The organism is Flexivirga meconopsidis, from assembly GCF_026162425.1.
Lineage (GTDB): Bacteria > Actinomycetota > Actinomycetes > Actinomycetales > Dermatophilaceae > Flexivirga > Flexivirga meconopsidis.
On sequence record NZ_JAOBQJ010000001.1, the window covers coordinates 840,589 to 863,919 of the forward strand.

The 23,331-nt window shown below is 68.7% G+C and carries 23 protein-coding genes; 12 read left to right on the forward strand and 11 right to left on the reverse strand.

Annotated features, from left to right (window positions below):
- Window positions 1-83 precede the first annotated feature (83 nt).
- The 3 genes from N2M23_RS04085 to N2M23_RS04095 all read left to right on the forward strand — a co-directional run bounded on the left by N2M23_RS04085 (window position 84) and on the right by N2M23_RS04095 (window position 4,565).
- Complete coding sequence (locus N2M23_RS04085) at window positions 84-1,265, forward strand: alpha/beta hydrolase (protein ID WP_265443488.1); 1,182 nt, start codon at window positions 84-86, stop codon at window positions 1,263-1,265.
- A 7-nt stretch (window positions 1,266-1,272) separates the two neighbouring features.
- Complete coding sequence (locus N2M23_RS04090) at window positions 1,273-3,831, forward strand: DEAD/DEAH box helicase (protein WP_265443490.1); 2,559 nt, start codon at window positions 1,273-1,275, stop codon at window positions 3,829-3,831.
- An 89-nt stretch (window positions 3,832-3,920) separates the two neighbouring features.
- Complete coding sequence (locus N2M23_RS04095) at window positions 3,921-4,565, forward strand: hypothetical protein (protein ID WP_265443491.1); 645 nt, start codon at window positions 3,921-3,923, stop codon at window positions 4,563-4,565.
- A gap of 189 nt (window positions 4,566-4,754) precedes the next feature.
- Here the strand turns inward: N2M23_RS04095 and N2M23_RS04100 are convergent, their stop codons facing one another.
- The 9 genes from N2M23_RS04100 to N2M23_RS04140 form a co-directional block, all read right to left on the reverse strand.
- On the reverse strand, window positions 4,755-5,039 hold the full coding sequence (locus N2M23_RS04100) for a hypothetical protein (RefSeq protein WP_265443493.1): 285 nt from the start codon (window positions 5,037-5,039) through the stop codon (window positions 4,755-4,757).
- 96 nt (window positions 5,040-5,135) lie between these two features.
- Window positions 5,136-5,912: a phosphate ABC transporter ATP-binding protein PstB gene (gene pstB, locus N2M23_RS04105; RefSeq protein WP_265443494.1), complete on the reverse strand. Its 777-nt coding sequence runs from the start codon at window positions 5,910-5,912 to the stop codon at window positions 5,136-5,138.
- 46 nt (window positions 5,913-5,958) lie between these two features.
- On the reverse strand, window positions 5,959-6,879 hold the full coding sequence (gene pstA / locus N2M23_RS04110; protein WP_265443495.1) for a phosphate ABC transporter permease PstA: 921 nt from the start codon (window positions 6,877-6,879) through the stop codon (window positions 5,959-5,961).
- Window positions 6,880-6,887: 8 nt separating this feature from the next.
- Entirely contained in the window at window positions 6,888-7,895 is a 1,008-nt protein-coding gene (gene pstC / locus N2M23_RS04115) for a phosphate ABC transporter permease subunit PstC (protein ID WP_265443496.1), read from the reverse strand.
- Between the two features lie 150 nt (window positions 7,896-8,045).
- Window positions 8,046-9,176 (reverse strand): phosphate ABC transporter substrate-binding protein PstS, encoded by a 1,131-nt coding sequence (gene pstS / locus N2M23_RS04120; protein ID WP_265443497.1) that lies wholly within the window; start codon window positions 9,174-9,176, stop codon window positions 8,046-8,048.
- Window positions 9,177-9,295: 119 nt separating this feature from the next.
- Window positions 9,296-10,270 (reverse strand): NUDIX hydrolase, encoded by a 975-nt coding sequence (locus N2M23_RS04125; protein WP_265443498.1) that lies wholly within the window; start codon window positions 10,268-10,270, stop codon window positions 9,296-9,298.
- Window positions 10,267-12,534 carry an RNA degradosome polyphosphate kinase gene (locus N2M23_RS04130; RefSeq protein WP_265443499.1) on the reverse strand — a complete coding sequence of 756 codons (2,268 nt, stop codon included), beginning with the start codon at window positions 12,532-12,534 and terminating at the stop codon, window positions 10,267-10,269. Before N2M23_RS04130 ends, N2M23_RS04125 begins: the two co-directional genes overlap by 4 nt.
- A 37-nt stretch (window positions 12,535-12,571) precedes the next feature.
- Window positions 12,572-13,453 carry a mycothiol synthase gene (gene mshD / locus N2M23_RS04135; RefSeq protein ID WP_265443501.1) on the reverse strand — a complete coding sequence of 294 codons (882 nt, stop codon included), beginning with the start codon at window positions 13,451-13,453 and terminating at the stop codon, window positions 12,572-12,574.
- A gap of 49 nt (window positions 13,454-13,502) precedes the next feature.
- Window positions 13,503-14,210, reverse strand: coding sequence for a winged helix-turn-helix transcriptional regulator (locus N2M23_RS04140; RefSeq protein WP_265443502.1), 708 nt, complete (start codon window positions 14,208-14,210; stop codon window positions 13,503-13,505).
- Between the two features lie 131 nt (window positions 14,211-14,341).
- Here N2M23_RS04140 and N2M23_RS04145 point away from each other — a divergent pair, with 131 nt between their 5' ends.
- A complete protein-coding gene (locus N2M23_RS04145; protein WP_265443503.1) occupies window positions 14,342-14,581 on the forward strand; it encodes a MoaD/ThiS family protein in 240 nt (79 codons plus the stop codon).
- Between the two features lie 16 nt (window positions 14,582-14,597).
- Complete coding sequence (locus N2M23_RS04150; RefSeq protein ID WP_265443504.1) at window positions 14,598-15,377, forward strand: hypothetical protein; 780 nt, start codon at window positions 14,598-14,600, stop codon at window positions 15,375-15,377.
- A 3-nt stretch (window positions 15,378-15,380) separates the two neighbouring features.
- Here N2M23_RS04150 and N2M23_RS04155 read toward each other — a convergent pair whose 3' ends face one another.
- Together N2M23_RS04155 and N2M23_RS04160 are read right to left on the reverse strand one after the other, a co-directional pair.
- Window positions 15,381-15,926: a heme-binding beta-barrel domain-containing protein gene (locus N2M23_RS04155; protein ID WP_265443506.1), complete on the reverse strand. Its 546-nt coding sequence runs from the start codon at window positions 15,924-15,926 to the stop codon at window positions 15,381-15,383.
- A gap of 14 nt (window positions 15,927-15,940) precedes the next feature.
- Window positions 15,941-17,305, reverse strand: a complete 1,365-nt coding sequence (locus N2M23_RS04160; protein ID WP_265443508.1) for an LCP family protein — start codon at window positions 17,303-17,305, stop codon at window positions 15,941-15,943.
- A gap of 64 nt (window positions 17,306-17,369) precedes the next feature.
- Between N2M23_RS04160 and ygfZ the strand changes: the two genes are divergently transcribed.
- From ygfZ to manA, 7 genes are all read left to right on the forward strand, one after another.
- The gene (ygfZ, locus tag N2M23_RS04165) at window positions 17,370-18,416 is read left to right on the forward strand and encodes a CAF17-like 4Fe-4S cluster assembly/insertion protein YgfZ (protein ID WP_265443509.1); all 1,047 of its coding nucleotides are present in this window, start codon (window positions 17,370-17,372) and stop codon (window positions 18,414-18,416) included.
- 347 nt (window positions 18,417-18,763) lie between these two features.
- Complete coding sequence (locus N2M23_RS04170; protein ID WP_265443511.1) at window positions 18,764-19,108, forward strand: helix-turn-helix domain-containing protein; 345 nt, start codon at window positions 18,764-18,766, stop codon at window positions 19,106-19,108.
- A 54-nt stretch (window positions 19,109-19,162) separates the two neighbouring features.
- Window positions 19,163-19,870 (forward strand): hypothetical protein, encoded by a 708-nt coding sequence (locus N2M23_RS04175; RefSeq protein WP_265443513.1) that lies wholly within the window; start codon window positions 19,163-19,165, stop codon window positions 19,868-19,870.
- A 120-nt stretch (window positions 19,871-19,990) separates the two neighbouring features.
- Window positions 19,991-20,962, forward strand: coding sequence for an asparaginase (locus N2M23_RS04180; RefSeq protein WP_265443514.1), 972 nt, complete (start codon window positions 19,991-19,993; stop codon window positions 20,960-20,962).
- 36 nt (window positions 20,963-20,998) lie between these two features.
- Window positions 20,999-21,325 (forward strand): DUF2516 family protein, encoded by a 327-nt coding sequence (locus tag N2M23_RS04185; protein WP_265443515.1) that lies wholly within the window; start codon window positions 20,999-21,001, stop codon window positions 21,323-21,325.
- Complete coding sequence (locus N2M23_RS04190; protein ID WP_265443517.1) at window positions 21,322-22,146, forward strand: alpha/beta fold hydrolase; 825 nt, start codon at window positions 21,322-21,324, stop codon at window positions 22,144-22,146. Before N2M23_RS04185 ends, N2M23_RS04190 begins: the two co-directional genes overlap by 4 nt.
- A complete protein-coding gene (gene manA / locus N2M23_RS04195) occupies window positions 22,147-23,283 on the forward strand; it encodes a mannose-6-phosphate isomerase, class I (RefSeq protein WP_265443519.1) in 1,137 nt (378 codons plus the stop codon). It abuts the gene before it with no gap.
- Window positions 23,284-23,331 lie beyond the last annotated feature (48 nt).

The window sequence follows — 23,331 nt, forward strand, 5'->3', positions numbered from 1 at the left end:
AGCATTCAGGATTGCCGGGCATGATGTGTCCGCTGGGCGCATCGGGGCGCCCGCGGTGCTGACGGAATCGGGGGATTGTCGTCGTGGAACCCAATGGCACCGGCACGGTGCTGCTTTGCTGGCTGCTGGCGGTCGCTGCCTTCGCCGGTGGCGTGATCTGGTGGCCGAGATTTTCCGGGCGCACCGTGCTCGCCGTCACCGGTCGAGTTGGAATGCAAGCGTTGACAACGTTTTTGGTCGTCCTCGCGGTCGGTGCGACGCTCAATCAACAGAACGGCTGGTATGCCGACTGGGGTGACTTGCGCAATGACCTGCTCGGCCAGGCGAAACCACACGGTGTCGAGGCAACTCATGGCGCGAGCCTCCCGCTGCTCGGTGCGAACCGGTCGGCGGACGCCGCCGACGCGCAGGCCCGGACGTCGTATGCCGCGAGTCGCGAGCGCACCGAGGGGACCATGCGGTTGCGCGCGCACCCGCGCGGCGGCGGGCAGTACGTCACGGTGCGCGTCCCGGGCCCGACCGGGCGCCCCACGCGACTGGTGCTGTGGTTGCCTGCGGCATACACCGATCCGGCGCAGTCACACCGCACCTTCCCGGTGATCGAGGCCTTCCACGGCGTGCCGGGCGGCCCCGGAGACATGCGTCGACCGATCGGCATCGGTCAGGTCATCGGCAAGTTGGTCCGCGAGGGGCGTATGACGCCGACGATCGTCGTGGCACCGGACTACACGCCGGGCGCCCTCGACACCGAGTGCGTCGACGGCCCGGGCATGCCGATGAACACCTGGCTGAGCAAGGATGTGCCGCAATGGGTGATCCGCAATCTGCGGGTCAGGCCGGATCCGGCGTCGTGGACCACGCTCGGTTACAGCGCCGGCGGCTGGTGCGCCGCGGTGACCGCCATGAACCACCCCGACCGCTTCGGTTCGATGATCGTGCTCGGTGGCTATTTCAAGCCGATCTTCAACTCCTGGAACCCATTCGGCAAGTCGCTGCCGGCTCGGTACGACCTGCTGCGGATGGAGCGCGATGCGCCGCCGAGGGTGTCGGCATGGGTGCTGGTTGCCCTGCAGGACCCGGTCTCCGGGAGAGTGAGCGAGCGTTTCGCGCGCGATGCGCGGCCGCCGATGTCGGTGACCTCGATGACCTGGCGGCGCGTCGGTCACCGGATGAGTGTGTGGGTCTCCGCCATACCCGACGCGCTGCGGTGGCTGTGCCGAACGCACGGCGCGTACGCCCCGGAGGGCGCCCGCCTGCGATCATGAGCGGGCGATGACCACGACAACCCTCACCGACCGACTCCCGGCCACCGACGATGCCGACGAGATCTATGCGCGCTTCGTCGAGTGGGCCGACTCCCGCGGACTGACGCTTTATCCGCACCAGGACGAGGCGATCATCGAACTCCTCGCCGGCGCCAACGTCATCCTGGCGACACCGACCGGATCCGGTAAGTCGCTGGTGGCGACGGCAGGACACTTCGCGGCGCTCGCCGGCGACCGGGTCAGTTTCTACACCGCGCCGATCAAGGCGCTGGTCTCGGAGAAGTTCTTTGCACTGTGCGAGGTCTTCGGAGCCGACAACGTCGGGATGCTGACCGGCGACGCCTCGGTCAACCCGGACGCCCCGGTGATCTGCTGTACGGCGGAAGTGCTGGCCAACATCGCCCTTCGCGAGGGCTCGGGCGCCGACGTCGGCCTGGTGATCATGGATGAGTTCCATTTCTACTCCGAGCCGGAGCGCGGCTGGGCATGGCAGGTGCCGCTGCTGGAGTTGCCGCAGGCGCAATTTCTTTTGATGTCAGCAACATTGGGCGACGTTGCCCTTTTCGAGAAGGAGCTCACCGACCGGACTGGTCGGCCGACGACGACGGTCGCGACCGCCGAGCGTCCGGTGCCGCTCGCGTTCCGATGGGCGATGACTCCGCTGCACGAGACGATCGAGGAGCTGCTGCAGGCGAAGGAAGCCCCGGCGTACGTCGTGCACTTCACCCAGGCAGCCGCTCTGGAGCAGGCCCAGGCCCTGATGAGCATCAACATGCTGAGCCGGCAGGAGAAGGACCGCATCGGCGAGATCATCGGCGGCTTCCGCTTCTCTGCCGGCTTCGGGCGGACGCTGAACCGCCTGGTGCGCCACGGGATCGGGGTGCACCACGCCGGCATGCTGCCGAAGTACCGCCGACTGGTCGAGACGCTTGCCCAGGACGGGCTGCTCAAGGTCATCTGCGGCACCGACACCCTAGGCGTCGGCATCAACGTGCCGATCCGCACCGTGGTCTTCACCGGGCTGACCAAGTTCGACGGCAGTCGCCAGCGGCTGCTCAAGGCGCGGGAGTTTCACCAGATCGCCGGACGGGCCGGCCGCGCGGGTTTCGACACCAGCGGGTCGGTCGTGGTGCAGGCGCCGGACTATCAGATCGAGAACGCCCGCGCTCTCGCCAAGGCCGGTGACGACCCGAAGAAGCTGCGCAAGGTGCAGCGCAAGAAGCCACCGGAAGGCTTCGTCAACTACACCGAGGAGACCTTCGAGCGGCTAGTATCCGCCGACCCGGAGCCGCTGCATTCACGCATGCGGATCACCCACTCGATGTTGCTCAATCTCATTGCCCGCGAAGGCGATCCGTATGTCGCGGTGCGCGACCTGGTGCGCGGCAATCACGAGGACGAACGGCGCCGACGGCGGCTCGCCCGCCGCGCGATCACCCTCACCCGGGAGCTGCTGACCGCAGGGGTCGTCGAGCGGCTGCCGGAGCCGCTGCCCGACGGACGAGGTGTGCAACTCGTCACCGACCTGCAGTCAGGCTTCGCGCTCAATCAGCCGCTGGCACCCTTCGCGCTCGCGGCCCTGGACGTGCTGCCGGCGGTCGAGGGGACCGACGGCGAGGTTGAGGCACTCGACGTCGTGTCGGTGATCGAGTCGATCCTGGAGGACCCACGTCCGGTGTTGCTGGCGCAACGGCGCAAGGCGCGCGGGGAGGCCGTCGCGAAGATGAAGGCGGACGGGATCGAGTACGACGAGCGGATGGAGCTGCTGGAGGACGTGACCTGGCCAAGACCGTTGGCCGAGTTGCTTGATGCCGCCTTCGAGACCTATCGGGCCAGCCAGCCGTGGGTCGGTGAGACCGAGCTGTCGCCGAAGTCGGTGGTTCGGGAGATGTACGAAAACGCTTGGAGCTTCGGCGATCTGGTGCGCTTCTACGACATCGCCCGGTCCGAGGGCATCGTGCTGCGCTATCTCACCGACGCCTATCGCACATTGCGGCAGACCGTGCCGGATGCGCGCAAGAACGACGAACTCGGTGATCTCATCGAATGGTTGGGCGAGGTCATCCGGCAGACCGACTCCAGCCTGCTCGACGAGTGGGAAGAGCTGGCCAACCCTTCGCTGCACGAGGAGCGCGCCGCGGAAGTGCCGTTGACGCCACGCCCGATCACCGCCAACGGCAAGGCATTCCGGGTCCAGATCCGGCGCGGCATGTTCCACCGGCTGGAGTTGGCCGCGCGCCGGGACGTGATCGCTCTTGCCGCTCTCGAGCGCTCTGTCGCCGCTTCCACCGAACCGCCCACTGAGACCGTGATGGACGAATCCGCCTGGCACGACGACCTTTCCGCATACTTTGCCGACCACGACGAGATGGTGCTCGACGCCGATGCGCGCGGCCCGTCATACCTGCGGATCGACGAAGGCAAGGAGAAGTGGCAAGTCCGCCAGGTGGTCTCCGACCCCGACGGGGATGGCGACTGGGGCATCGACGCCGAGGTCGACCTGGCCGCCAGCAACGCCGCCGGCCAGGCGGTCGTCGTGGTCCTTGGTCTCAACCGGATGGATTAACACCTCACACGACGTTCTGCCCGTTTGGCTCCCAGGGCGATCGCTTACCCTCGACCGGTCAGATCAATCCCTCGCGGCGAAGGAGCGACATGACCGACCACGGCGACGAGCCTCGCAAGCCGCGCCGGCCGGCGATGTTCAGCCCCGGTGCGCTCGATGCCCAGGAGAGTGGACTCGATCCCGCCGAAGTCTCCGAGGTGGCGCACGAGACGGCCGCGGTGCTGGTCGGCACCGGACGTGCTGCCGACGACCCGGACCTGACGCGGCGGTTGGTGACTCTGGTCGACGAACTCGGCATGTCGACCGTCGCGCAGCTGTGGGCCGGACGCCCTGCGGTGAGCCTGCCGGGTGCGCTCTGGCGGCTCTATGCGATCCGGGAGTGGGTGCGCCGGGACGGGGTGGGGGTCGCCATTGATTACGACCTCGGCCGGCACCACGCGGATGTGTCGCATGCGGTGGCCGGTGCTGCGGAGCCGCCGTCGCCGGAAGCGCTGCGCGAGCTCGTCGATGCGATCCTCACCGGCGTGTTCGACGGCGACCTGGCGGTGGCGTTGGACCGGGCGTCGGCGTTCTGCCGGGTGGTGTCCATCGGCCGTGCCTATCGGGCCGACGAGCACGACGTGGTCGACGACGCATCAGCCGCCGAGGCGACGCGTAGCGCAGCCCAGTTGCTCACGACCGCCCATGACCTGCACCGTGCGGCGAACGCATGGCGGGCTGGGGATCTGAGTTAGCGAGAGTAGCTGCGTCGGGCCGGGAGCGCCTCACGGCGCACGGCCGCTCGTAGCGGCGAATTTTGGGACCCGGGGCTGCCGCGGCCCGACGCAACATGAAGCCTAACGGCATGCACCCGGTGGTTTGTTCCATCCCTGACCGGCCGGCCCGTGATTGATCCCACGCGGGCCCCGCGTTGACCGCGGCGCTCAGCGGTGGTCGGTGACTCCGAGCACCACCTTGCCCTTGCCGTCGCAGAGCTTGTGGTGGTCACGCGCGTCGTCGCGAGCCTTGTCGCGCGATCGTCGGGCGCGGCCGGTCCAGTCGCAGCTCTTGCAGTAGCCGAAGGCGAAACTGCCATGCTCCTTGGTGAGGTCGTCGTCGAGTGCGACGACCTGGGCGGTGTGCTTCTTACCTGCGGAGTCGGCGACTTTCAGCGTGTCGCCCTTGCGGGCGAGGAACCGTGGGCGTCGGGACTCCTTGTCCTTGACCACCCTTCAATGATGCAGGTCGGGCACCCGACCAGAACACCTGAATCCGGCAAACATCCGATCTGTATGACGAAGCTCACGTCATACGAGGGCGACTGATCAGCCGAAGCGACCGGAGATGTAGTCCTCGGTGGCCTTCTTGCTCGGGTTGTTGAAGATCTGCTGCGTGTCGTCCATCTCGATCAGGTTGCCCGGCTTGCCGGTGGCCTCGAGGTTGAAGAACGCGGTCTTGTCCGAGACGCGGGCGGCCTGCTGCATGTTGTGCGTCACGATCACGATCGTGTACTGCTCCTTGAGCTTGCCGATCAGGTCCTCGATGGCGAGCGTGGAGATCGGGTCGAGCGCCGAGCACGGCTCGTCCATCAGCAGCACTTGCGGCTCGACCGCGATCGCGCGCGCGATGCAGAGGCGCTGCTGCTGACCACCGGACAGGCCCGCGCCCGGCTTGTTCAGCCGGTCCTTGACCTCGTTCCAGAGGTTGGCGCCCTGCAGCGACTCCTCGACCTTCTGGTCGAGCACCTTCTTGTTCTTCACCCCGTTGAGCCGCAGCCCGGCGATCACGTTGTCGCGAATCGACATGGTGGGGAACGGGTTCGGCCGCTGGAAGACCATGCCGACGGTGCGCCGCACGGCGACGGGGTCGACCCCCGGTGCGTAGAGGTCCTCGTCGTCGAGCATGACCTTGCCCTGCACGTGACCGCCGGGGATGACCTCGTGCATCCGGTTGAGCGTGCGCAGGAAGGTCGACTTCCCGCAGCCCGACGGACCGATGAACGCGGTCACCGAACGCGGTTCGACCGTCATCGAGACACCTTCGACGGCCTTGAAGTCCCCGTAGAAGACGTTCAGGTCCTTGACGTCGATGCGCTTGCCCATGTGTTGCTTCCTAGCTGCTAGTGGTGGGAGTCAGTCGTCGAAGGGGTCAGCTCTTGACCCGAGTGAGGCGGCCGATCAATCGGCCCAGGAGGTTGATGACCAGCACGAGCAGGATCAGCGTGCAGGCGGCGCCCCAGACCCGGTCGGCGCTGACCTGGTCACCGGCCATGTTCGGCACGTTGACATTGATCAGCGTAGGCAACGCGGCCATGTTCCCGGAGAAGAGGTTGTAGTTCAGGAACTGGGTGTACTGCGCGAGAATCAGCAGCGGTGCGGTCTCACCGGCGACGCGGGCGAAACCGAGCAGCGAACCGGTGACGATGCCGGAGAATGACGTCGGCAGCACGACCTTGACGATCGTCTTCCACTTCGGCACCCCGAGCGCGTATGACGCCTCCCGCAACTCGTTCGGGACGAGCTTCAGCATCTCCTCGGTCGACCGGCAGACCACCGGGACCATCAGCAGCACCAGCGCGAGTGAGCTGCAGAACGCGTTGAGCTTCCAGCCGAAGAAAGTCACCCACACCGCGTAGATGAACAGACCAGCGACGATCGACGGAACACCGGAAAGGATGTCCACCATGAAGCTCACCCCGCGGGCGAGCTTGCCGCGGCCGTACTCCACCAGGTAAATCGCGGTCATCACCGCGATCGGGATGGCGATGACCGAGGTCGCCGCCGCGATCTCGAGGGTGCCGATGATCGCGTGACGAGCACCGCGCACGTTGGTGTCGAAGCCGGGCGCGCCGACCCCGGACTGGTCCTTCTGCCACCAGGTCACGGTGAGGATCGTGGAAAGGCCCTTGGACAGCACCGTCCAGAGGATCCACACCAGCGGGATCAGTGCGATGAGGAACGCCGCCCAGATCAGGACCGTGGCGATGTTGTTCTTCAGCACGCGAATGCCGGACTTGCCGTGGTCGATGCCGCCGAGGTCACCGGCTTCGGAAGCGGGAATATCCTTCACATCAAGGCTCATTCGCTGAATGCCTTCCTACGCTCGATGACGACCCGCGCCACCGCGTTGACCACGAAGGTCAGGATGAAGAGGACCAGACCGGCCGCGATGTAGGCGCCGGTCGAGGTGCCTCCGGTGAACTCGGAGGCGCTGTTGGCGATCTTGGCGGCGAAGGTGTCTCCGCCGTTGAACAGCGACCAGGTCCACTTCGAGCTGTCCGGCAGAGCGGACAGGATGTAGAGGACGGCGACGGTCTCGCCCAGTGCCCGGCCGAGACCGAGCATCGAGGCGCTGATGATGCCGGGCTTGCCGAAGGGCAGCACGGCGGTGCGGATCATCTCCCACTTGGTGGCGCCGAGCGCGAGGGCAGCCTCCTGGTGCGCCGCCGGCGCCTGCGAGAAGACCTCGCGGGTGAGCGCTGTGACGATCGGCAGCACCATGATCGCCAGCACGATGCTGACCAGGAACATCGTGGTGCCTCCGCCGACGCTTGGCACCTTGGCGAAGAGCGGGAACCAGCCCAGGACGTCGCTGAGCCAGTTCTGCAGGCCCTCGGACTTCGGCGCGACGATGATGACGCCCCACAGGCCGTAGACGATCGACGGCACGGCGGCCAGCAGGTCGATCACCGTGGCGGCCGGGCCGGCCAACCATCTGGGTGCGTAGTGGGTGAGGAAGAGCGCGATCGCGACCGCGAACGGCACGGCGATGATCAGGGCGACGACGGAGGTGACGACCGTCGTCCACAACATCTGCAGGATGCCGAAGCGGCGACCCGAGACGTTCCACTCGCGGCTGGTGAGGAAGTTGACCTTGTCGTCGCCGATCGCCGGGATCGCCTGGAAGAGCAGGAAGATCGCGATGAGCACGACCATTGCAATGACGACGATGCCGCTGCCGATGGCCAGGCCGCCGAAGACCTTGTCGCCGGCGCGGCCGGTGTTGGCGTCGTCACCGCGCAGTGGCGGGCGTCCGTCGGGGTCGGGCAGCTCGTCCGAGAGCGAGGCGCCGGTCGATGAACTCATCTGATCTCCGTGAGGTGCTCAGGCAGCGTCATACCTGATAGCCGGGGGGTGCGTATGGCGGGAGGTTTGGTTCTCATTATCTGGGGCCGATCGTGGCTGCGGGGGTATCGCGTGCCTCGCGATACCCCCGCAGGTGATGCTGTCGGATCGTCAGCTGATCGAGTTGATCGAGTCGACGACCTTGCTCTGGATCTCGGCCGGCAGCGGGGCCGCGCCGACGCCCTCGAGGGTCTTCTGGAAGTCCGGCGACGCCATGTAGGAAAGGAACGACTTGACGTTCTTGCCCTTGGTCGCGTCGGCGTACTTGGAGCAGACGATCTCGTAGGTGACCAGGATGATCGGGTAGGCGCCGGGCTCCTTGGTCGTGTAGTCCAGCTTGAGCGACAGGTCCTTGCCGGTGCCGACGACCTGCGCGGCCTCGACGGCCTTGCCCGCCGACGCGCCGGTCAGCTCGACGCCGTTCACCGAGGCGAAGTTGAGCTTGTTCTGGACCGCGTAGCCCCACTCGATGTAGCCGATGCCGCCGTCGGTGGCCTTGACCGCGGTCGCAACACCAGCGGTCTTCGACTTGCCCTGGCCGACCTTGCCGGTCCACTTCTTGGACTTCTCGTCGGTCCAGATCTTCGGGGCGGTCTTGTTCATGTAGTTGGTGAAGTTGTCGGTGGTCCCCGACTCGTCGGACCGGAAGAAGACCGAGATGTTGGTGTCCGGCAGCTTCGCGCCCTTGTTGGCGGCGGCGATCTCCGGGTCGTTCCACTTGGTGATCTTGCCGGAGAAGATCTTGGCGATCAGGTCGGGGGTGAGGTTGAGCTTGTCGACGCCCTTGACGTTGAACGCGACTGCGATCGGGCCGGTGACCATCGGCAGGTTCAGCGCGTCCGAACCGCACGCGGCCTTGGCCTTGGCCGGCTCGCCCTTGTCGGGGCTGAGCGCCGAGTCGGAGCCGGCGAAGTCGACCTGCTTGGCGATGAACGAGGTGATGCCCGCGCCCGAACCGGTGCCGTTGTAGGACACCTTGGCGCCGTTGCACTTGCTCTGGTAGCTCGAAATCGCCTGGGTGATCGCGTTCTGCTGCGCGGTCGAACCGGCTGCGTTCAGGCTGCCGGAGAAGCAGTCACCCGCGCCGGATGCGGTAGCGGTGCCGGCGGCGGCGCCAGAACCCGAGCCACCCGCGGGTGCGGAGCTGGAGCTGTCGTTGTTGGAGGAGCTACCGCAAGCAGCGAGCGCGAGCGCCGCGACGACGGCGACGCTGGAGGCGCGCCCAATACGCGTGATCTTCACGAGTGGTGCCTTTCGAGGGATTCCAGGTCAGCGATGACGAGCGATTCACCCGTCGCGCCGACGCTAGGGACGTCGCATGACGCAATACCGCCGCGTTGGTGAACAACGGGTGAATGCCGTCACAACGTGGGGAGAAAGGCCCCCGCCGGGCGCTGCCGTTCGACGCTGACCACGTGAGCGCCCTTGCCGGTGCCGACGACCTGGCAGACCAGGGCCTCGCCCTTGTCCATCCCGGTCCGTTCGATCTCGCCGAGAGCGCGTGAGGCTCCGGAACCTGGCGTGGTACGACGTCGCAGATCGCCGAGCACGGCGGGCAACACCGGCCGGTGGGTGCAGATCGCGGCCGGCTCGCCGTGCTCGAGCACCCGGTCGGTGTGGCGCACCGCCTTGGCCGGGTCGGCGGCGAAACCCTCCTCGGACAGGCCGTCCTTGGTGCGCAGGCGCAGCCCGGCGGCAGCGGCATACGGCTGCACCGTGCCGTAACAACGGGCCGACGGCGAGGTCACCACTCGCTCCACGCCGTATGCCGCAAGCACCGGCACAAGGGCTCGCGCGCGCCGTTTGCCGAGGTCGTCCAGCGGCCGGTTCCAGTCGTCACCGGACCATCCCTTGCGGGCGACCGCGTCACCGTGCCGCACCACCACCAGCGGCCAGGTCTGCAGGAGCTTGCTGCGGTGGGCATCGACCACCGCCTGCAGCTGTAGCGCGTCGCGCACGTAACTGAATCGGGTCTGCGCCGCCGCCGGGCTCAGCCAGGCGACCTCGTCGATCTCGTTCTCCAACTCGCCGCTGCCGCCCATCACTTCGGCGGCCCAGTAGCGGATTTCCTTCAGCTGTCCGCGCTGCATCGAGTAGACCGAACGCGGCAGCGGGATGCCGATGCGTGGTCGAAAACCGGTCTCCTCCAACACTTCCCGGGCCGCCGCACTCACCCAGGTCTCGCCCGGGTCGAGCTTGCCCTTGGCCCATGACCAGTCGTCGTACTTGGGTCGGTGCACCAACGCCACCTGCAACTGCTCGCCGTCGCGCCGCCACAGCACGGCACCGGCCGCCGGCACCGTCGTCGGGCGCCGGGTCGTGGTGCGCGCCGTCACCGGCGGCGGGCCTTGCGTTTGCGCTTGGCGTAGGTCTCGACCAGCCCGGCCTGCAGGTCGCGCAACGGATTTCCTTCCGTGTCGAGGTGGTGTCGCTCCCAGCGTCCGTCGCCGTGCAGGTGCCAGGACGACGTCTCCGGCGACATCGCTTGGTCGAGCAGACGAGCGAGCGTCTCGATGTGCCTACCGGAGCTGAGGCGCACCAGCGCCTCGACCCGGCGGTCCAGGTTGCGGTGCATCATGTCGGCGCTGCCGATGAAGACCACGTCGTCCTCGCCCTCGATGACGAAGCGGAACACCCGCGAGTGTTCCAGGAAGCGGCCGAGGATCGAGCGCACGGTGATCCGGTCGGACAACCCCTCGACCCCGGGTCGTATGGCGCAGATGCCGCGCACCCAGATGTCGACGTCGACGCCGGCCTGCGACGCGCGGTAGAGGGCGTCGATGACCTCCTCGTCGACCATCGAGTTGACCTTGATCTGCACCCGCGCCTGCTTGCCGTCCCGCGCCGCGGCGATGGTGCGGTCGATCTGCTCGATCAGCCCGGTGCGCACCGAGCGCGGGGCGACCAGCAGGCGCTTGAACTTGCTGCGCGGCGCCATACCGGACAACTGGTTGAACAGACGCGAGAGGTCTTCGCCCACCTCCCGGTCGGTGGTCAGCAGCCCCAGATCCTCATAGAGGCGAGCGGTTTTCGGGTTGTAGTTTCCGGTGCCGACGTGCGCGTAGCGGCGCATCTCGCCGCCCTCTTCGCGCACCACCAGGCAGAGCTTGGCGTGCGTCTTGAGCCCGACCATCCCGTAGACCACGTGCACGCCCGCACGCTCCAGCTTGCGGGCCCAGGTGATGTTGTTCTCCTCGTCGAACCGGGCCTTGATCTCCACGACCGCGAGCACCTGCTTGCCGGCCTCAGCGGCGTCGATCAGTGCGTCGATGATCGGCGAGTCACCGCTGGTGCGGTAGAGCGTCTGCTTGATCGCGAGCACGTGCGGATCGGCGGCGGCCTGCTCGATGAAGGCCTGCACCGACGTCGAGAACGAGTCGTAAGGGTGGTGCAGCAGGATGTCGCCCGCGCGCATGGCCTCCATCACGTCCGACTGTGCGGAGCGTTCGACCGGTGCCAGGTCCGGATGCGCCTTGGCGACGAATGCCGGCCACCGCAACTCCGAACGGTCAAGATCGGCAACGGTATTCAGCCCACGCAGGTCGAGCGGCTCGGGCAGTCGGTAGACCTCGTCGTCACGAACGCCGAGCTCGCGGATCAGCAGATCCATCACGTGGTCGTCCATGTCGTCGGCCACCTCGAGGCGCACCGGGGGTCCGAAGCGCCGGCGGGTGAGCTCCTTCTCCAGGGCGGTCAGGAGGTTCTCGGCGTCGTCCTCCTCGACCTCCAGGTCTTCGTTGCGGGTCACCCGGAAGGTGAAGTGTTCGCGCACCTCCATGCCCGGGAAGAGGTATTGCAGGTGCTCGGCCATGACGTCCTCGATGGTGACGAAGCGCGCGTCATACAGCTTGTCGTCCTGCTCGCCGGCGGGCAGCTTGATCAGCCGGGGGAGCAGTGGCGGCACCTTGACCCGGGCGAAGTGCTCGCGGCCGGTCTTGGGGTTGATCAGCACGACCGCGAGGTTGAGCGACAGGCCGGAGATGTAGGGGAACGGGTGCGCCGGGTCGACCGCGAGCGGGGTCAGCACCGGGTAGATCTGGTTGCGGAAAAGGGTGTTCAGGTGTTCGCGGTCGCCGTCGGTCCATTCGCCCGGGCGGACGATGCGGATGCCCTCGTCGGCGAGGGCCGGACGGATGTGGGTCTGGAACATCCGCGCGTGCACCTGCATCAGCTCGTGCGCGGCGTTGCTGACCTCGTCGAGCACCTCGCGCGGTTCGAGCCCGGATGCGGAGCGAACCGCCAGCCCGGTGGCGATGCGGCGCTTGAGACCGGCGACCCGGACCATGAAGAACTCGTCGAGGTTGGAGGCGAAGATCGCCAGGAACCGGGCACGTTCGAGCAGCGGCACCAGGGGGTCGCCGGCCAGTTGCAGGACCCGCTCGTTGAACTGCAACCAGGAGATCTCCCGATCCAGGAACCGGTCGTCGGGTAGCTGCTCGTCCGGCGTCGCCAGCTCGGGCGCGACCCGGATAAAGCGGCCGTTGGAGCCGCGGGCGCGCTGCGCCGCGCGGGTCTGCAGCCGCACCAGCGACGCGTCGCTGGCTGCCGTCTGGGTGGCCGGATCGACGGCGGGGGAAGTGGCCGGCTCCGTGGCGTCCATGGTTCCTATCGTTGCAAAGCTGGGGCGAGGCCGCAGCTTATGGCCTCGCGTACATGACATCGACGGCGCTGCGCTCGAAACCGAGCCGGGTGTATGTCGCCACGGCCGGCTCGTTGTCGCCCTCCACGTAGAGCGAGATGCGGCTGACACCACGGTCTTTCAGGTGCTGCAGGCCGAGCGCGGTGACCACCTTGCCCAGGCCGTGGCCCTGGTGCCCCGGGTCGACCGCCACCACGTAGACCTCTCCCTCGCTCGGATTGGCCGGCTCGATCTTGGTCCAGTGCGAGGCGACGATGCCAGCCGAGTCAGACAATGACGGCGAGGTGACGGCGGAGGAGTCGTCGACGACGAGGATCAGCCCCTGCGGGTCCCACCAGTCCTGCGACATCCGCTCGTCGAGGTCGGCCCTCGTCATACGGCCTTGTTCGGGGTGGTGGACGAACGCGCGCGCATTGAGGTCGAGCCACGCCTCTTCATCGCCGGGGTGGAAGGTGCGAGCGGTGAAACCTGCTGGCACCTGCGGTGTTTCGATCCGCGGGTCGGCGTCGACCGGCCGGCTCATCTGCCACAGGTTGCGCACCACCTGCAGACCGAGGCTGCCTGCGATCGCCTGTGCCCCGGGCAGGTCCCCGTGCGCCCAGAGCCGGGCGTCCGGCCGCTGCTGCAGCACCGCGGTCGCCATGCGCTCGCCGTAGCCGCGGCGGCGGTGGCCGGGGTCGACGACGATCTCGGCCGAGCCGTCGTCCGCGACATACCCACCCGCGACGACCGCGTCGGCGCTGCGGATCACGTGCTGGGGTTCGGTATGACGCAGCGCCAGCCTGGTTGCTTCCGAGAAGGGTTCGACGCCGTCGGCGGCGGTCGCGCGCGCGGCGACGGCGAGGAGTTCTTCGGCGGCGGTCGGGGATGCGGCAGTCACGAGTTCATCCTGCCGCACCGGTGCATTTGCGACGCCGGTCGCGTCCGGCTCACGCGTTGCTCGGTGCTTCCTGCTGCTGCCGCTGCTCCGACGACCCGACGAAGCGGTAGCCGACGTTGCGCACGGTGCCGATCAGCGCCTCGTGCTCGGGGCCGAGCTTGGCGCGCAGACGGCGCACGTGCACATCGACCGTCCGGGTGCCGCCGAAGTAGTCGTAACCCCACACCTCTTGCAGCAACTGGGCGCGGGTGAATACCCGGCCCGGGTGGGCCGCGAGGTGTTTCAGCAGCTCGAACTCCTTGTAGGTCAGATCGAGGGTGCGGCCACGGATGCGTGCGGCATACGCCTCCTCGTCGATGGTGAGTTCACCGGCGGTGATGCGGGCCGGCTCCTCCGACTCCTCGGGGGCGACCCGGCTGGTCGCGAGGCGGATTCGGGCCTCGACCTCCGCGGGCCCGGCGCTGTCGAGGATGACGTCGTCGATCTGCCACTCGGCGGTCAGCGCTGCGAGACCGCCCTCGGTGAACACCGCGAGCAGTGGCGCGGACTGCCCGCTCGTCCGCAGCAACCGGCTCAGCCCGCGAGCGCCGGCCAGGTCGCGGCGCGCGTCGAGCAGCACCACGTCACAGTCGGGCGGCTCGACCAGGGCCTGCGGCTCGGGCGGCAGGATGCGCACCCGGTGCCCCAGCAGACCGAGTGCGGGCAGCACTTCGACACTCGCGCCGGGCGAGTCGGTGAGCAGGAGCAGTCGGGCCACGAGACGGCTAACCGTGGTCCGGGGATCGCGTCATACCTTGCAACAATAGAGAACCCGGCAGCGTCGCTCACCGGGTTCGGTGCCGCGGTGACCGGCGCCACACTCCGCGAAACCGTCAGGAAGGCCGCCTCATGCAGCAGGTCACGGTGCGTTATTGGGCCGGTGCGCAGGCCGCCGCCGGTGTGCACGAGGAGCAACTTGAGGCGGGCAATCCCGAGCAGTTGCAGGCTGCCGCCGTGGCCGCACACCCCGATCTGGAGCCGGTGTTCGCGGTGGCGTCCTTGCTGGTCGACGGCCGCCGGATCGGCGCGGGCGCCGAGTTCGCGGCCGGTAGCACTGTCGAGGTGTTACCGCCGTTCGCCGGCGGGTGATGGGAAGATGCGCCCTGTGCCACCCGCCAGCGTGACCGCGTCCCCCGCCCGTCTCACCGTCGCCCCGCTCGGCCTCGTCTCCGGGGTGCTTGCGGCGGCGTTGCTGATCCTCGGTGGCTACGCCGGGCACGATGTGACCGCGTATGCCGCGCTGCTCGCGAGCCTTGTGCTCGCCTGGGGCTGGCCGCTGTTGCTCGATCTGCCCCGCCCGCCCGGCACCAGTGCCGTGCTCGCGGTCGGTGCCCTCGGCGCGGCCGGCGTCGTGGCCTTCTCCGGCGACACCGCCGACGGCATGCGGGCGCTCAGCGTGGTCCTCGCTATCTCGCTGGTGCTGGCGTTTCTGCACGAACTCCTGCGCACCGACGGCCGGCACGCGTTGGTGCTGTCCATCGCCGGCAGCGCGCTCGGGCTCGCGGTGCTGGCGAGCGGGTCGTTCTATGCCGGCGCGGCGTCCCACCCGTTCGGCGACGTGTCGGTGGCGGTCGTCGCCGGTGCGAGCGCGCTCGGCCTGGTGGCGCAGACCATGCTCGGTCGCGGCGCCGCCGCGGAGTGGGTGCTGCCGATCAGCCTGTTGCTCGGCGCCGCGGTCGGCGTGCTGGTTGGCCTCGGCACCGATGGTCACTGGAATGTGCTGCTGATCGCCGGCCTGGTGGCTGCCGCGGTCGGCACCGCCGTACGACGGGTGCTGTCCGACCTGTCGGCCACCGAACCCGCCGCGCGCCTCGCCTACGGCGCGGCGGCCGTGCTGGCGACCGGCGTCGTCGCCTACGCGGCGCAGTGGGCGATCAACCGCTGAGCGTCATACCTCGTCGGTCGCGGTCTCGTCCGGGCCGGCGGTGAACACCGGGCCGGCCGCCCGTTGCAGCTGGGCGGAGGCGTAGCTCTGCAGCGGATGGCCCATTGCGGCGATGTCGGTCGCCCACATCAGCCCGCCCTGCACGTAGCCGTAGAGGCGGTGGCCGGCGGTATATTCGCGGGCCGACGGGCTGCGCAGCACGCCGTCGGTGCGCAGCTCTGCCTTAGCCGGCTCGGTCTTGCCGTAGTAGAGCTCGACGACGCCGGTCGGATGGGCGAGCAGCAGCTCAACGTCGGCGTCGGGCAGCGGGCGCCAGTAGCCGACCTCGCTCTCGAAGGGCTCGCCGCGGCTGCCGTCCTCCGCGCGCACCCAGCTGCGTGCCTCCCAGCGCAGGAACGGGCGACCGTCGTGGGTGCAGCTCACCTGTTGGACGAACTGGACCTCGTCCTGGTCGGGGTAGCCGGCGACGCCGGTCCCTTCCCACTGGCCGAGCAGCCAGGCGAGCGGCGCGAGGTCGGGATGCATGGTCGGGTCGAGTTCGATCGGCACCCGACCGATGGTAGTCAGCGAATCTCGTTCTTGCCGTTGGTGTACGACGACATCTTGTCGTGGTAGACGGCCTGGCCGAGCTTCTTGATCTGGGCCATGTCGACGTTGTCGATAGAACCGGCGACCGGGTCGTTGCCGAACGGGTTGTTCGGGTCGAGCGGCGCGGTGTAGTAGCTGATGTCACCCGAGCGCAGGTTGCGCAGGCCGAACGCGAGGCCGCGGATGTCGCCGGTCGAGGTGCCCTGGTCGACGGTGGTGTATTTGGTCAGGTCCTCGACCGTGTTGGTCAGCTTGACCGGGTTGAGCAGGGTGCCGGCCGACAGCGTCTTCTTCACCACCGCGCTTATCCACGCCTGCTGGTTGCGGCCGCGATCCACATCGCCCTGCGCGAGCTGGTGGCGTTCGCGCACGAAGCCGAGCGCCTCCTTGCCGTTCATCGTGTTGTAGCCCTGCTTGAAGTTGCCGTAGCCCTTCTCGTTGAACGGCTGAGCGACGTAGACGTTCACGCCGCCGAGGTCGTCGGTCAGGTCGGCGAAGCCCTGGAAGTCGATGATCGCGTAGCGGTTGATCACCACACCGCCCAGCAGGTCGGAGATGGTCTGCGCCAGGAGCGCCGGCCCGCCATACGCATAGGACGCGTTGATCTTGTTCTTGCCGTGCCCCGGGATCGAGACGTACATGTCACGCGGGAAGTGAATCACCTGCACCGATTTGTTGCCGTCGCTGATGTGCACCAGCTGTATGACGTCGGAACGCCCGTCGGAGGTGTTCTTCGGGTCGGTGGAGCGGGTGTCGCTGCCGATCAGCAGGATGTTCTGTGAATCCCCAGCGTCCGCAGCGGGTTTCACCTTGCTGCTGGGCAGGGCCGCACCGTGCTTGATGTTGGAGCCGAGGACGTGGTTGAGGTAGAGCAGGAAGCCGCCCAGTGCGAGGGCGATCACCAGCACCATGGACCCCAGTGTCAGCAGGGTGATCTTGAGCCAGCCGGCCTTCTTCTTGGTCCGCTTGCGGCCACGGCCGCCGCGGCCGGATCCACCCGAGCCTCCGGAGCCGCGGGACCCGCCTGATCCACCGGACGCGGAGCCCGAGCCGCGCGAGCGGCCGCGGCCGGAGTGCGACCGGTGCGTCGAACCCTCGGGCGCAGGCGAGGCTGGAGGCAGCTGACTCAGGTCCTCGTCGGCAAATGGCGCGCGCTCGCCGGAGGCCTCGGCCGGCTCGGCGGCAGGCTGCTGCTCTGCGGCCGGCTCGGTCGTCGTCTGCGCAGTCTCGGTGGGCCCGGCGGTCCGTCGCACGCGGGCGTCGTGCTGCGGCAGGCGCCGCTCGCCCGCCACGTCGTCGAACGAGAAGTCGTCGAATCCGCCTTGGTCGTCCCGAGTCATGGCCGAAAGTGTAAGTGGGCGGCGGCCCTCCAGCGCTCACCTCGCCCGGACGTACGCTGGTGTAGTGACCGCGACGACCAACGACAGCCCGCTGCTCGAACGCCACGGTGCGGTGCCCGGTGAGGGGATCGACGCCGGTGTCGCCGCGCACTACGGCGATCCGATGCGCGAGCAGCGTCTGCTGGAGCAGGGCCTGGCCGTTGTCGACCTCTCCCACCGCGGCGTGGTCACGGTGACCGGCCCGGACCGGCGGAGCTGGCTGCACTCGATGACCACCCAGGCGCTGACCGACCTGGCGCCATACACCTCCACTGAGACGTTGGTGCTTAGCCCGCACGGGCACATCGAGCACGCGCTGCACGTGGTGGATGACGGTGCCACGACCTGGTTGAGCGTCGAGCCGGGCACCGCGCCGGCGCTTGTCGAATGGCTGAACAAGATGCGCTTCATGCTGCGCGTCGAGGTTGCCGACGTGACCGGGTCCTATGCAGTGCTCGGCGAGCCGATCGGTGCCGAATCCCTTCCCGCAGAGCTGGATTCGCGCGGTGTGATTGCCTGGCGTGATCCGTGGCCGCAGCTCGGATCGGACACTGCGGCATACAGCGAGGTGGATCCGCATCCGGCGGCCGGCCGGGCCTGGCGCGAGCTGATCGTGCCGCGGGAGCGCTTGATAGAGGAGATCGGTGACCGGCCGCTCGCCGGCACCTGGGCGGCCGAGGCCGAGCGCGTCGCTGCCTGGCGCCCGCGGCTGGGTGCCGACACCGACCATCGGACCATCCCGCACGAGCTCGACTGGCTGCGCACGGCGGTGCATCTGCACAAGGGCTGTTACCGCGGCCAGGAGACGATCGCGCGGGTGCACAACCTGGGCAAGCCGCCGCGGCGGCTGGTCTTCCTGCATCTCGACGGCTCCGGGCACCTGCTGCCGGACGCGGGCGCCGACCTGGTCACCGCGCCGGGGGAGCGGCCGGTCGGGCGGATCACCTCGGTCGCCCGGCACGTCGATGACGGGCCGATCGCACTCGGCGTGGTGAAGCGCAACACCCCCCTCGACGCCACGCTGTACGCCGGGGAGATCGCCGCGGCGCAGACGCCGATCGTCGCCCCGTAGGTCGGGCGCCGCGCGCATAACTCACCGAATAGGTGGCCGACGCGCCGTCGTACGGCGGTTTCCCGGCGTGGCGCGCACCTTTTCGGTGAGTTTCGCGGGGCTCGGGGCATAACTCGCCGAATAGGTGGCCGGCGCGCCGTCGTACGGCGGTTTCGCGGCGTGGCGCGCACCTTGTCGGTGAGTTTCGCGGGGCTTGGGGCATAACTCGCCGAATAGGTGGCCGGCGCGCCGTCGTACGGCGGTTTCGCGGCGTGGCGCGCACCTTTTCGGTGAGTTTCGCGCGGTGTGACCCGCCTCACGCTCACTCCAGCTTGCAAAATGCTAACTACAGTTAGCATGATGGAGTTGTGAGTCCGAACCCGGTGAGTGACGTGGGCAGCTACTTGAAGGAGCAGCGCCAGCAGGCGCAACTCTCGCTGCGGCAGCTCGCGGAGCGCACCGGGATCTCCAATCCCTATCTCTCGCAGATCGAGAGAGGGCTCAAGCGGCCCAGTGCCGAGATTCTGCAGGCCATCGCCAAGGGCCTGCGCATTTCGGCCGAGCAGCTCTACGTGCAGGCCGGCATCCTCGATGCCGTCCCGGACGGCGCGACCGAGCTCGACGTACGTCGCGCGATCAAGGCCGATCCCCGGTTGACCGACCGGCAGCGCAAGGCGTTGCTCGACGTCTACGAATCCTTCGTGGGCGACTGAACTAACCGACTCCCTCGCCGCTTCACGGCACCGACACCGAAAGGTAGGCACCTCATGGCCAACACTTTGAAGAAGACCCTCGACCCTGCCCCGTTCTACGCCCTGGTCGGCGTCGCCGACTACGCCGTGGAGAACGTCCGCGAGACCCTCGACAGCGCTGCCGGCGCCGCCGCCGCGTTCCGCAGCGAGCTCGCCCCCAAGAATGTGCAGACCCGGATCGTGAGCACTGTCAACGGTGTTCGCGAGCAGGTCGAGGCGCTGCCGTCGGTCGCGACCCAGCGTTACGAGTCGGTCGCCGGTGGCTTCGAGCGCACCTACGACGAGCTCGCCAAGGGCTGGGACGGCCTGGTCGAGCGCGGCGAGAACGTCACTCGCGAGCTGCGCAACCAGCCGGCCGCCAAGAAGCTGACCGAGCAGGTCGACGACGTCACCGACCGTGGCAGGGCCGCCGTCGCCCAGGCGCGCAAGACCGTCTCGGACACCCAGGACACCGCGGTGAGTGCCGTGTTCGCCGCGCGCAAGGAGGCCGCCAAGGGTGTCGCCGAGCTCGCCGGCCGCGTCGGCGACGAGGCCGCTGAGCTCGAGGCCGAGGCCAAGACCGCGCAGCGCAGCAACGCCGCCAAGGAGGGTGCCGCCAAGCCGACCGCGAAGCGTCCGACTCGTCGCGCGGTGACCAAGAAGGCGACCGCCAAGAAGACGACCGCGAAGAAGGCGCCGGCCAAGAAGTCGGCCGCCAAGAAGACGACCGCGAAGAAGGCCTGACCTCTCGCGTGATCTCGAAGGCGCCCGCCGGCAGCGAAACAGCTTGCCGGCGGGCGCTTTTCGTTGTCGCCAACCGGCCCCCTCGCCGGGGTATGACGGGGCGCCCTTATCGTCAAGGACGTGTCTGCATCGTTCACCGCCCTGTCCGAAGCACCCGTCGTCGCGCAGGTCGAGCGCGGCGGCTTCGTCGAATCCGTCCACCGTGGCGTCGCCGTCGTGACGACCCCTGACGGGGACATCGACTTCGCGATCGGCGACGCCACCGCGCCGCACTTCCCGCGGTCGTCGAACAAGCCGATGCAGACTCTCGCGATGCTGCGCTCCGGGCTCACCCTGCCGGAGCCACGGCTGATCGCGCTGTCCGCCGCGAGCCACTCCGGTGAGGCGTTCCACCTGGAGGGCGTGCGCGCCATACTCGCCGGAGCGGGACTGACCGAGGATGACCTGCAGAACACCCCCGATCTGCCGTATGACGAGACGACCCGCGACGAGTGGCTCCGCGCCGGCAACGGCCCGACCTCGATCACCCAGAACTGCTCCGGCAAGCACGCCGCGATGCTCGCCACCTGCGTGCTGAACGGCTGGGACACCGCGACGTATCGGGATCCGGCCCACCCGCTGCAACAGGCGATGGCGACGACGGTCAGCGAGCGTGCCGCAGAGCCGATCGCCGCGACCGCGATCGACGGCTGTGGTGCGCCCGTCATGGCGATCTCGCCGGCCGGGCTGGCCCGCGCATTCGGCGCCATTGCTGCGGCCGCAGACGGCAGTCACGAGGCCACGATCCGCGACGCGATCCGCCGGCACCCCGAATACCTCGGCGGCACCCATCGGGACGTGACCGCCTTGATCCGCGGGGTGGACGGCCTGATCGCCAAGGACGGGGCCGAGGCGGTCTACGCGGTCGGCCTGCCCGACGGGCGCGGGCTCGCGGTCAAGATCGCCGACGGGGCCCAGCGCGCCCGGCCGGTGGTGATGGCAGCGCTGCTGCGCCGGGCCGGCATCGACGGCCCGGCGGTCGACGCACTGGGGAAGATGGACGTCCTCGGTCACGGCGAGCCGGTCGGTGCGGTCACCGCGGTCGGAGTCTGACCGTGGGCTGAACGCGTCCGGGTTAGGCTTGCCGATATGGGCAACCTCTTCGAACTGCAGGGATACGTGGCGCTAGTGCTCGGCGTCGTGCTGTTCGCCATGGAGGTCTTCGCGCTGGCCGACTGCATCCGGCGGCGTCCTGACGCGTTCACCGCGGCCGGGAAACTGAGCAAACCCGCCTGGCTGGCGATCACCGCGGTCGCCGCGGTGCTCGGCTTCCTGGTGATCACCAACCCGCTCAGCATCTTCGGGATCGCCGCAGTGGTTGGCGCAGCGGTCTACCTGGCCGATGTCCGCCCGGCCCTGCAGAAGGTCATCGGCACCGCGAAGCGCAACAACAGCGGTCCCTACGGTCCGTGGTGAGCCCGAACCCCCTTCCCAGCTCCACCGCACGCACCTCGCTGCTGCCGACCAAGGACGGCGCGCTCGAATACCTGATCACCGGATCCGGTGAACCGACAACGGTTTTCGCGCACGGACTGGCAGGCTCAATCGCGACCACGCGCCCATTCGGCGGGTCGGTCCCCGGCAGTCGCGCGTTCTTCCACTTCCGCGGGCACGGCGCCTCGTCGTCGCCCGAGACACCCTGGACCTACGCCGCGCTCGCCGCCGAGCTTGGCGCCGTTGCCGACCACGTCGGAGCCACCCAGGCACTCGGCGTGTCGATGGGTGCGGGTGCGCTGTGCCACCTGCTGGAGTCGCAGCCGGGTCGCTTCGAGCGCATCGTGCTCGTCATACCCGCTGTCCTTGACCTGGCTAGGCGAGACGCCGCGCTCGACCGGCTCGTGCAGATGGGCGAGCTGGCGCAGGAGCGCGATGTCGACGGCGTCGCGCGACTGCTCCTCGCCGAGCAGCCGGCCGACCAGCGCCGCCGCCCGGAGGTCGTCGGCTGGTGCCGCGACCAGGCCGCGACGATCGTCCGCACCGATGTGTCGCGTGCCCTGCGCACCATCCCCTACGAAGTGGCCATGACCGACCGGCAGACGCTGCGACGGGTCACCGCACCGGTGCTGGTGCTGGCGCAGGAGGACGACCCGGCGCACCCGGTGCACGTCGCGGAGGAACTCGCCGACCTGTTGCCGGATGCCCGCCTCGAGGTGCTCCCGCCGGGTGGCATCCTGTGGACGCACCGACCGCGCGTGCGGTCACTGATCGGTGACTTCCTCGGCCCGAAAGGCGCGTAGATGATCGGCAAGCTCAGCCCGCAGATCCAGGCGTACGCCTGGGGTTCGCGCACTGTCCTCGCCGAACTCACCGGACGGGCGGCGCCCACCGCCGAGCCCGAGGCCGAGCTCTGGATGGGGGCTCACGAGGCGGCGCCGTCCGGCATCGCAGGTAGCACGCTGGACAAGCTCGTGGCCGACGATCCGGTCGGCACGATGGGCGCGCAGGTGGTCGAGATGTTCGGCGGCCGCTTCCCGTTCCTGCTCAAGGTCCTCGCCCCGGAGCGCGCGCTGTCGATCCAGACCCACCCCAATGCGCAGGAGGCGCTCGACGCGCCGGCCGGCACCTATGCGGACGGCTGGCCGAAGCCCGAGGCGCTGGTCGCGGTCACGCCATACGAGATCTTCGCCGGTCTCCGTCCGTATGACGAGGCAGCCGCACTGCTGAGGTCCCTCGAGGTGGCGCAGCTGACCCGGCTCGTCGACGGCGCAGCGGCCGAATCCGAGCCGATGGCAGCGCTTCTCGCCGCCGTGCTGCGCACTGCGGGCGATGAGCGGACCCGGCTGGTCGAGTCGGTGATGGCCTCCTGCCGCGGGCGCGAGCACGGTGCCGCAGCGGATGCCATCGACGCCGTGCTGCGCATCGCCGAGCAGTTCCCCGGGGACATCGGTCTGGTGGTGCTGCCGATGATGGTGCACCGCGTGCTGCAGCCGGGCGACTACATCTTCGTGCCGGCGGGTGTGTTGCACGCCTACGTGCGCGGCACCTGCGTGGAGATCCTCGCCAACTCCGACAACATCGTGCGCGCCGGCCTGACGCCGAAGCAGATCAATGTGGAGGAGTTGCTGCGGATCGTCGATGTGCACCGCACGATGGTGCCTGAGCAGTCGGCCGGTTGCCGGGTGCAGTCGTTCCCGATCGACGTGCCGCACTTCCAACTGCACGTGGTGCAGCCAGGCGCCGACCCGGCAGACCTCCCCGGGCAGGACGGCCCGCGCATCGCGCTCGCGCTCGGCGGGTCGGTGCGGGTCGAATGTCCAGACGGCACAGTGGATTTGGCGTCCGGAGAGTCTTGTTTCCTCGACGCGACCGCCACTGATGCCGTGGCGTCCGGGCAGGGCACGCTCTACCTGGCGACCACCGGCCTCGCCGGCTGACACCGTCACCACATCGCTGCGGGATCTCCGCAGGTGGTTTCGCAGCTC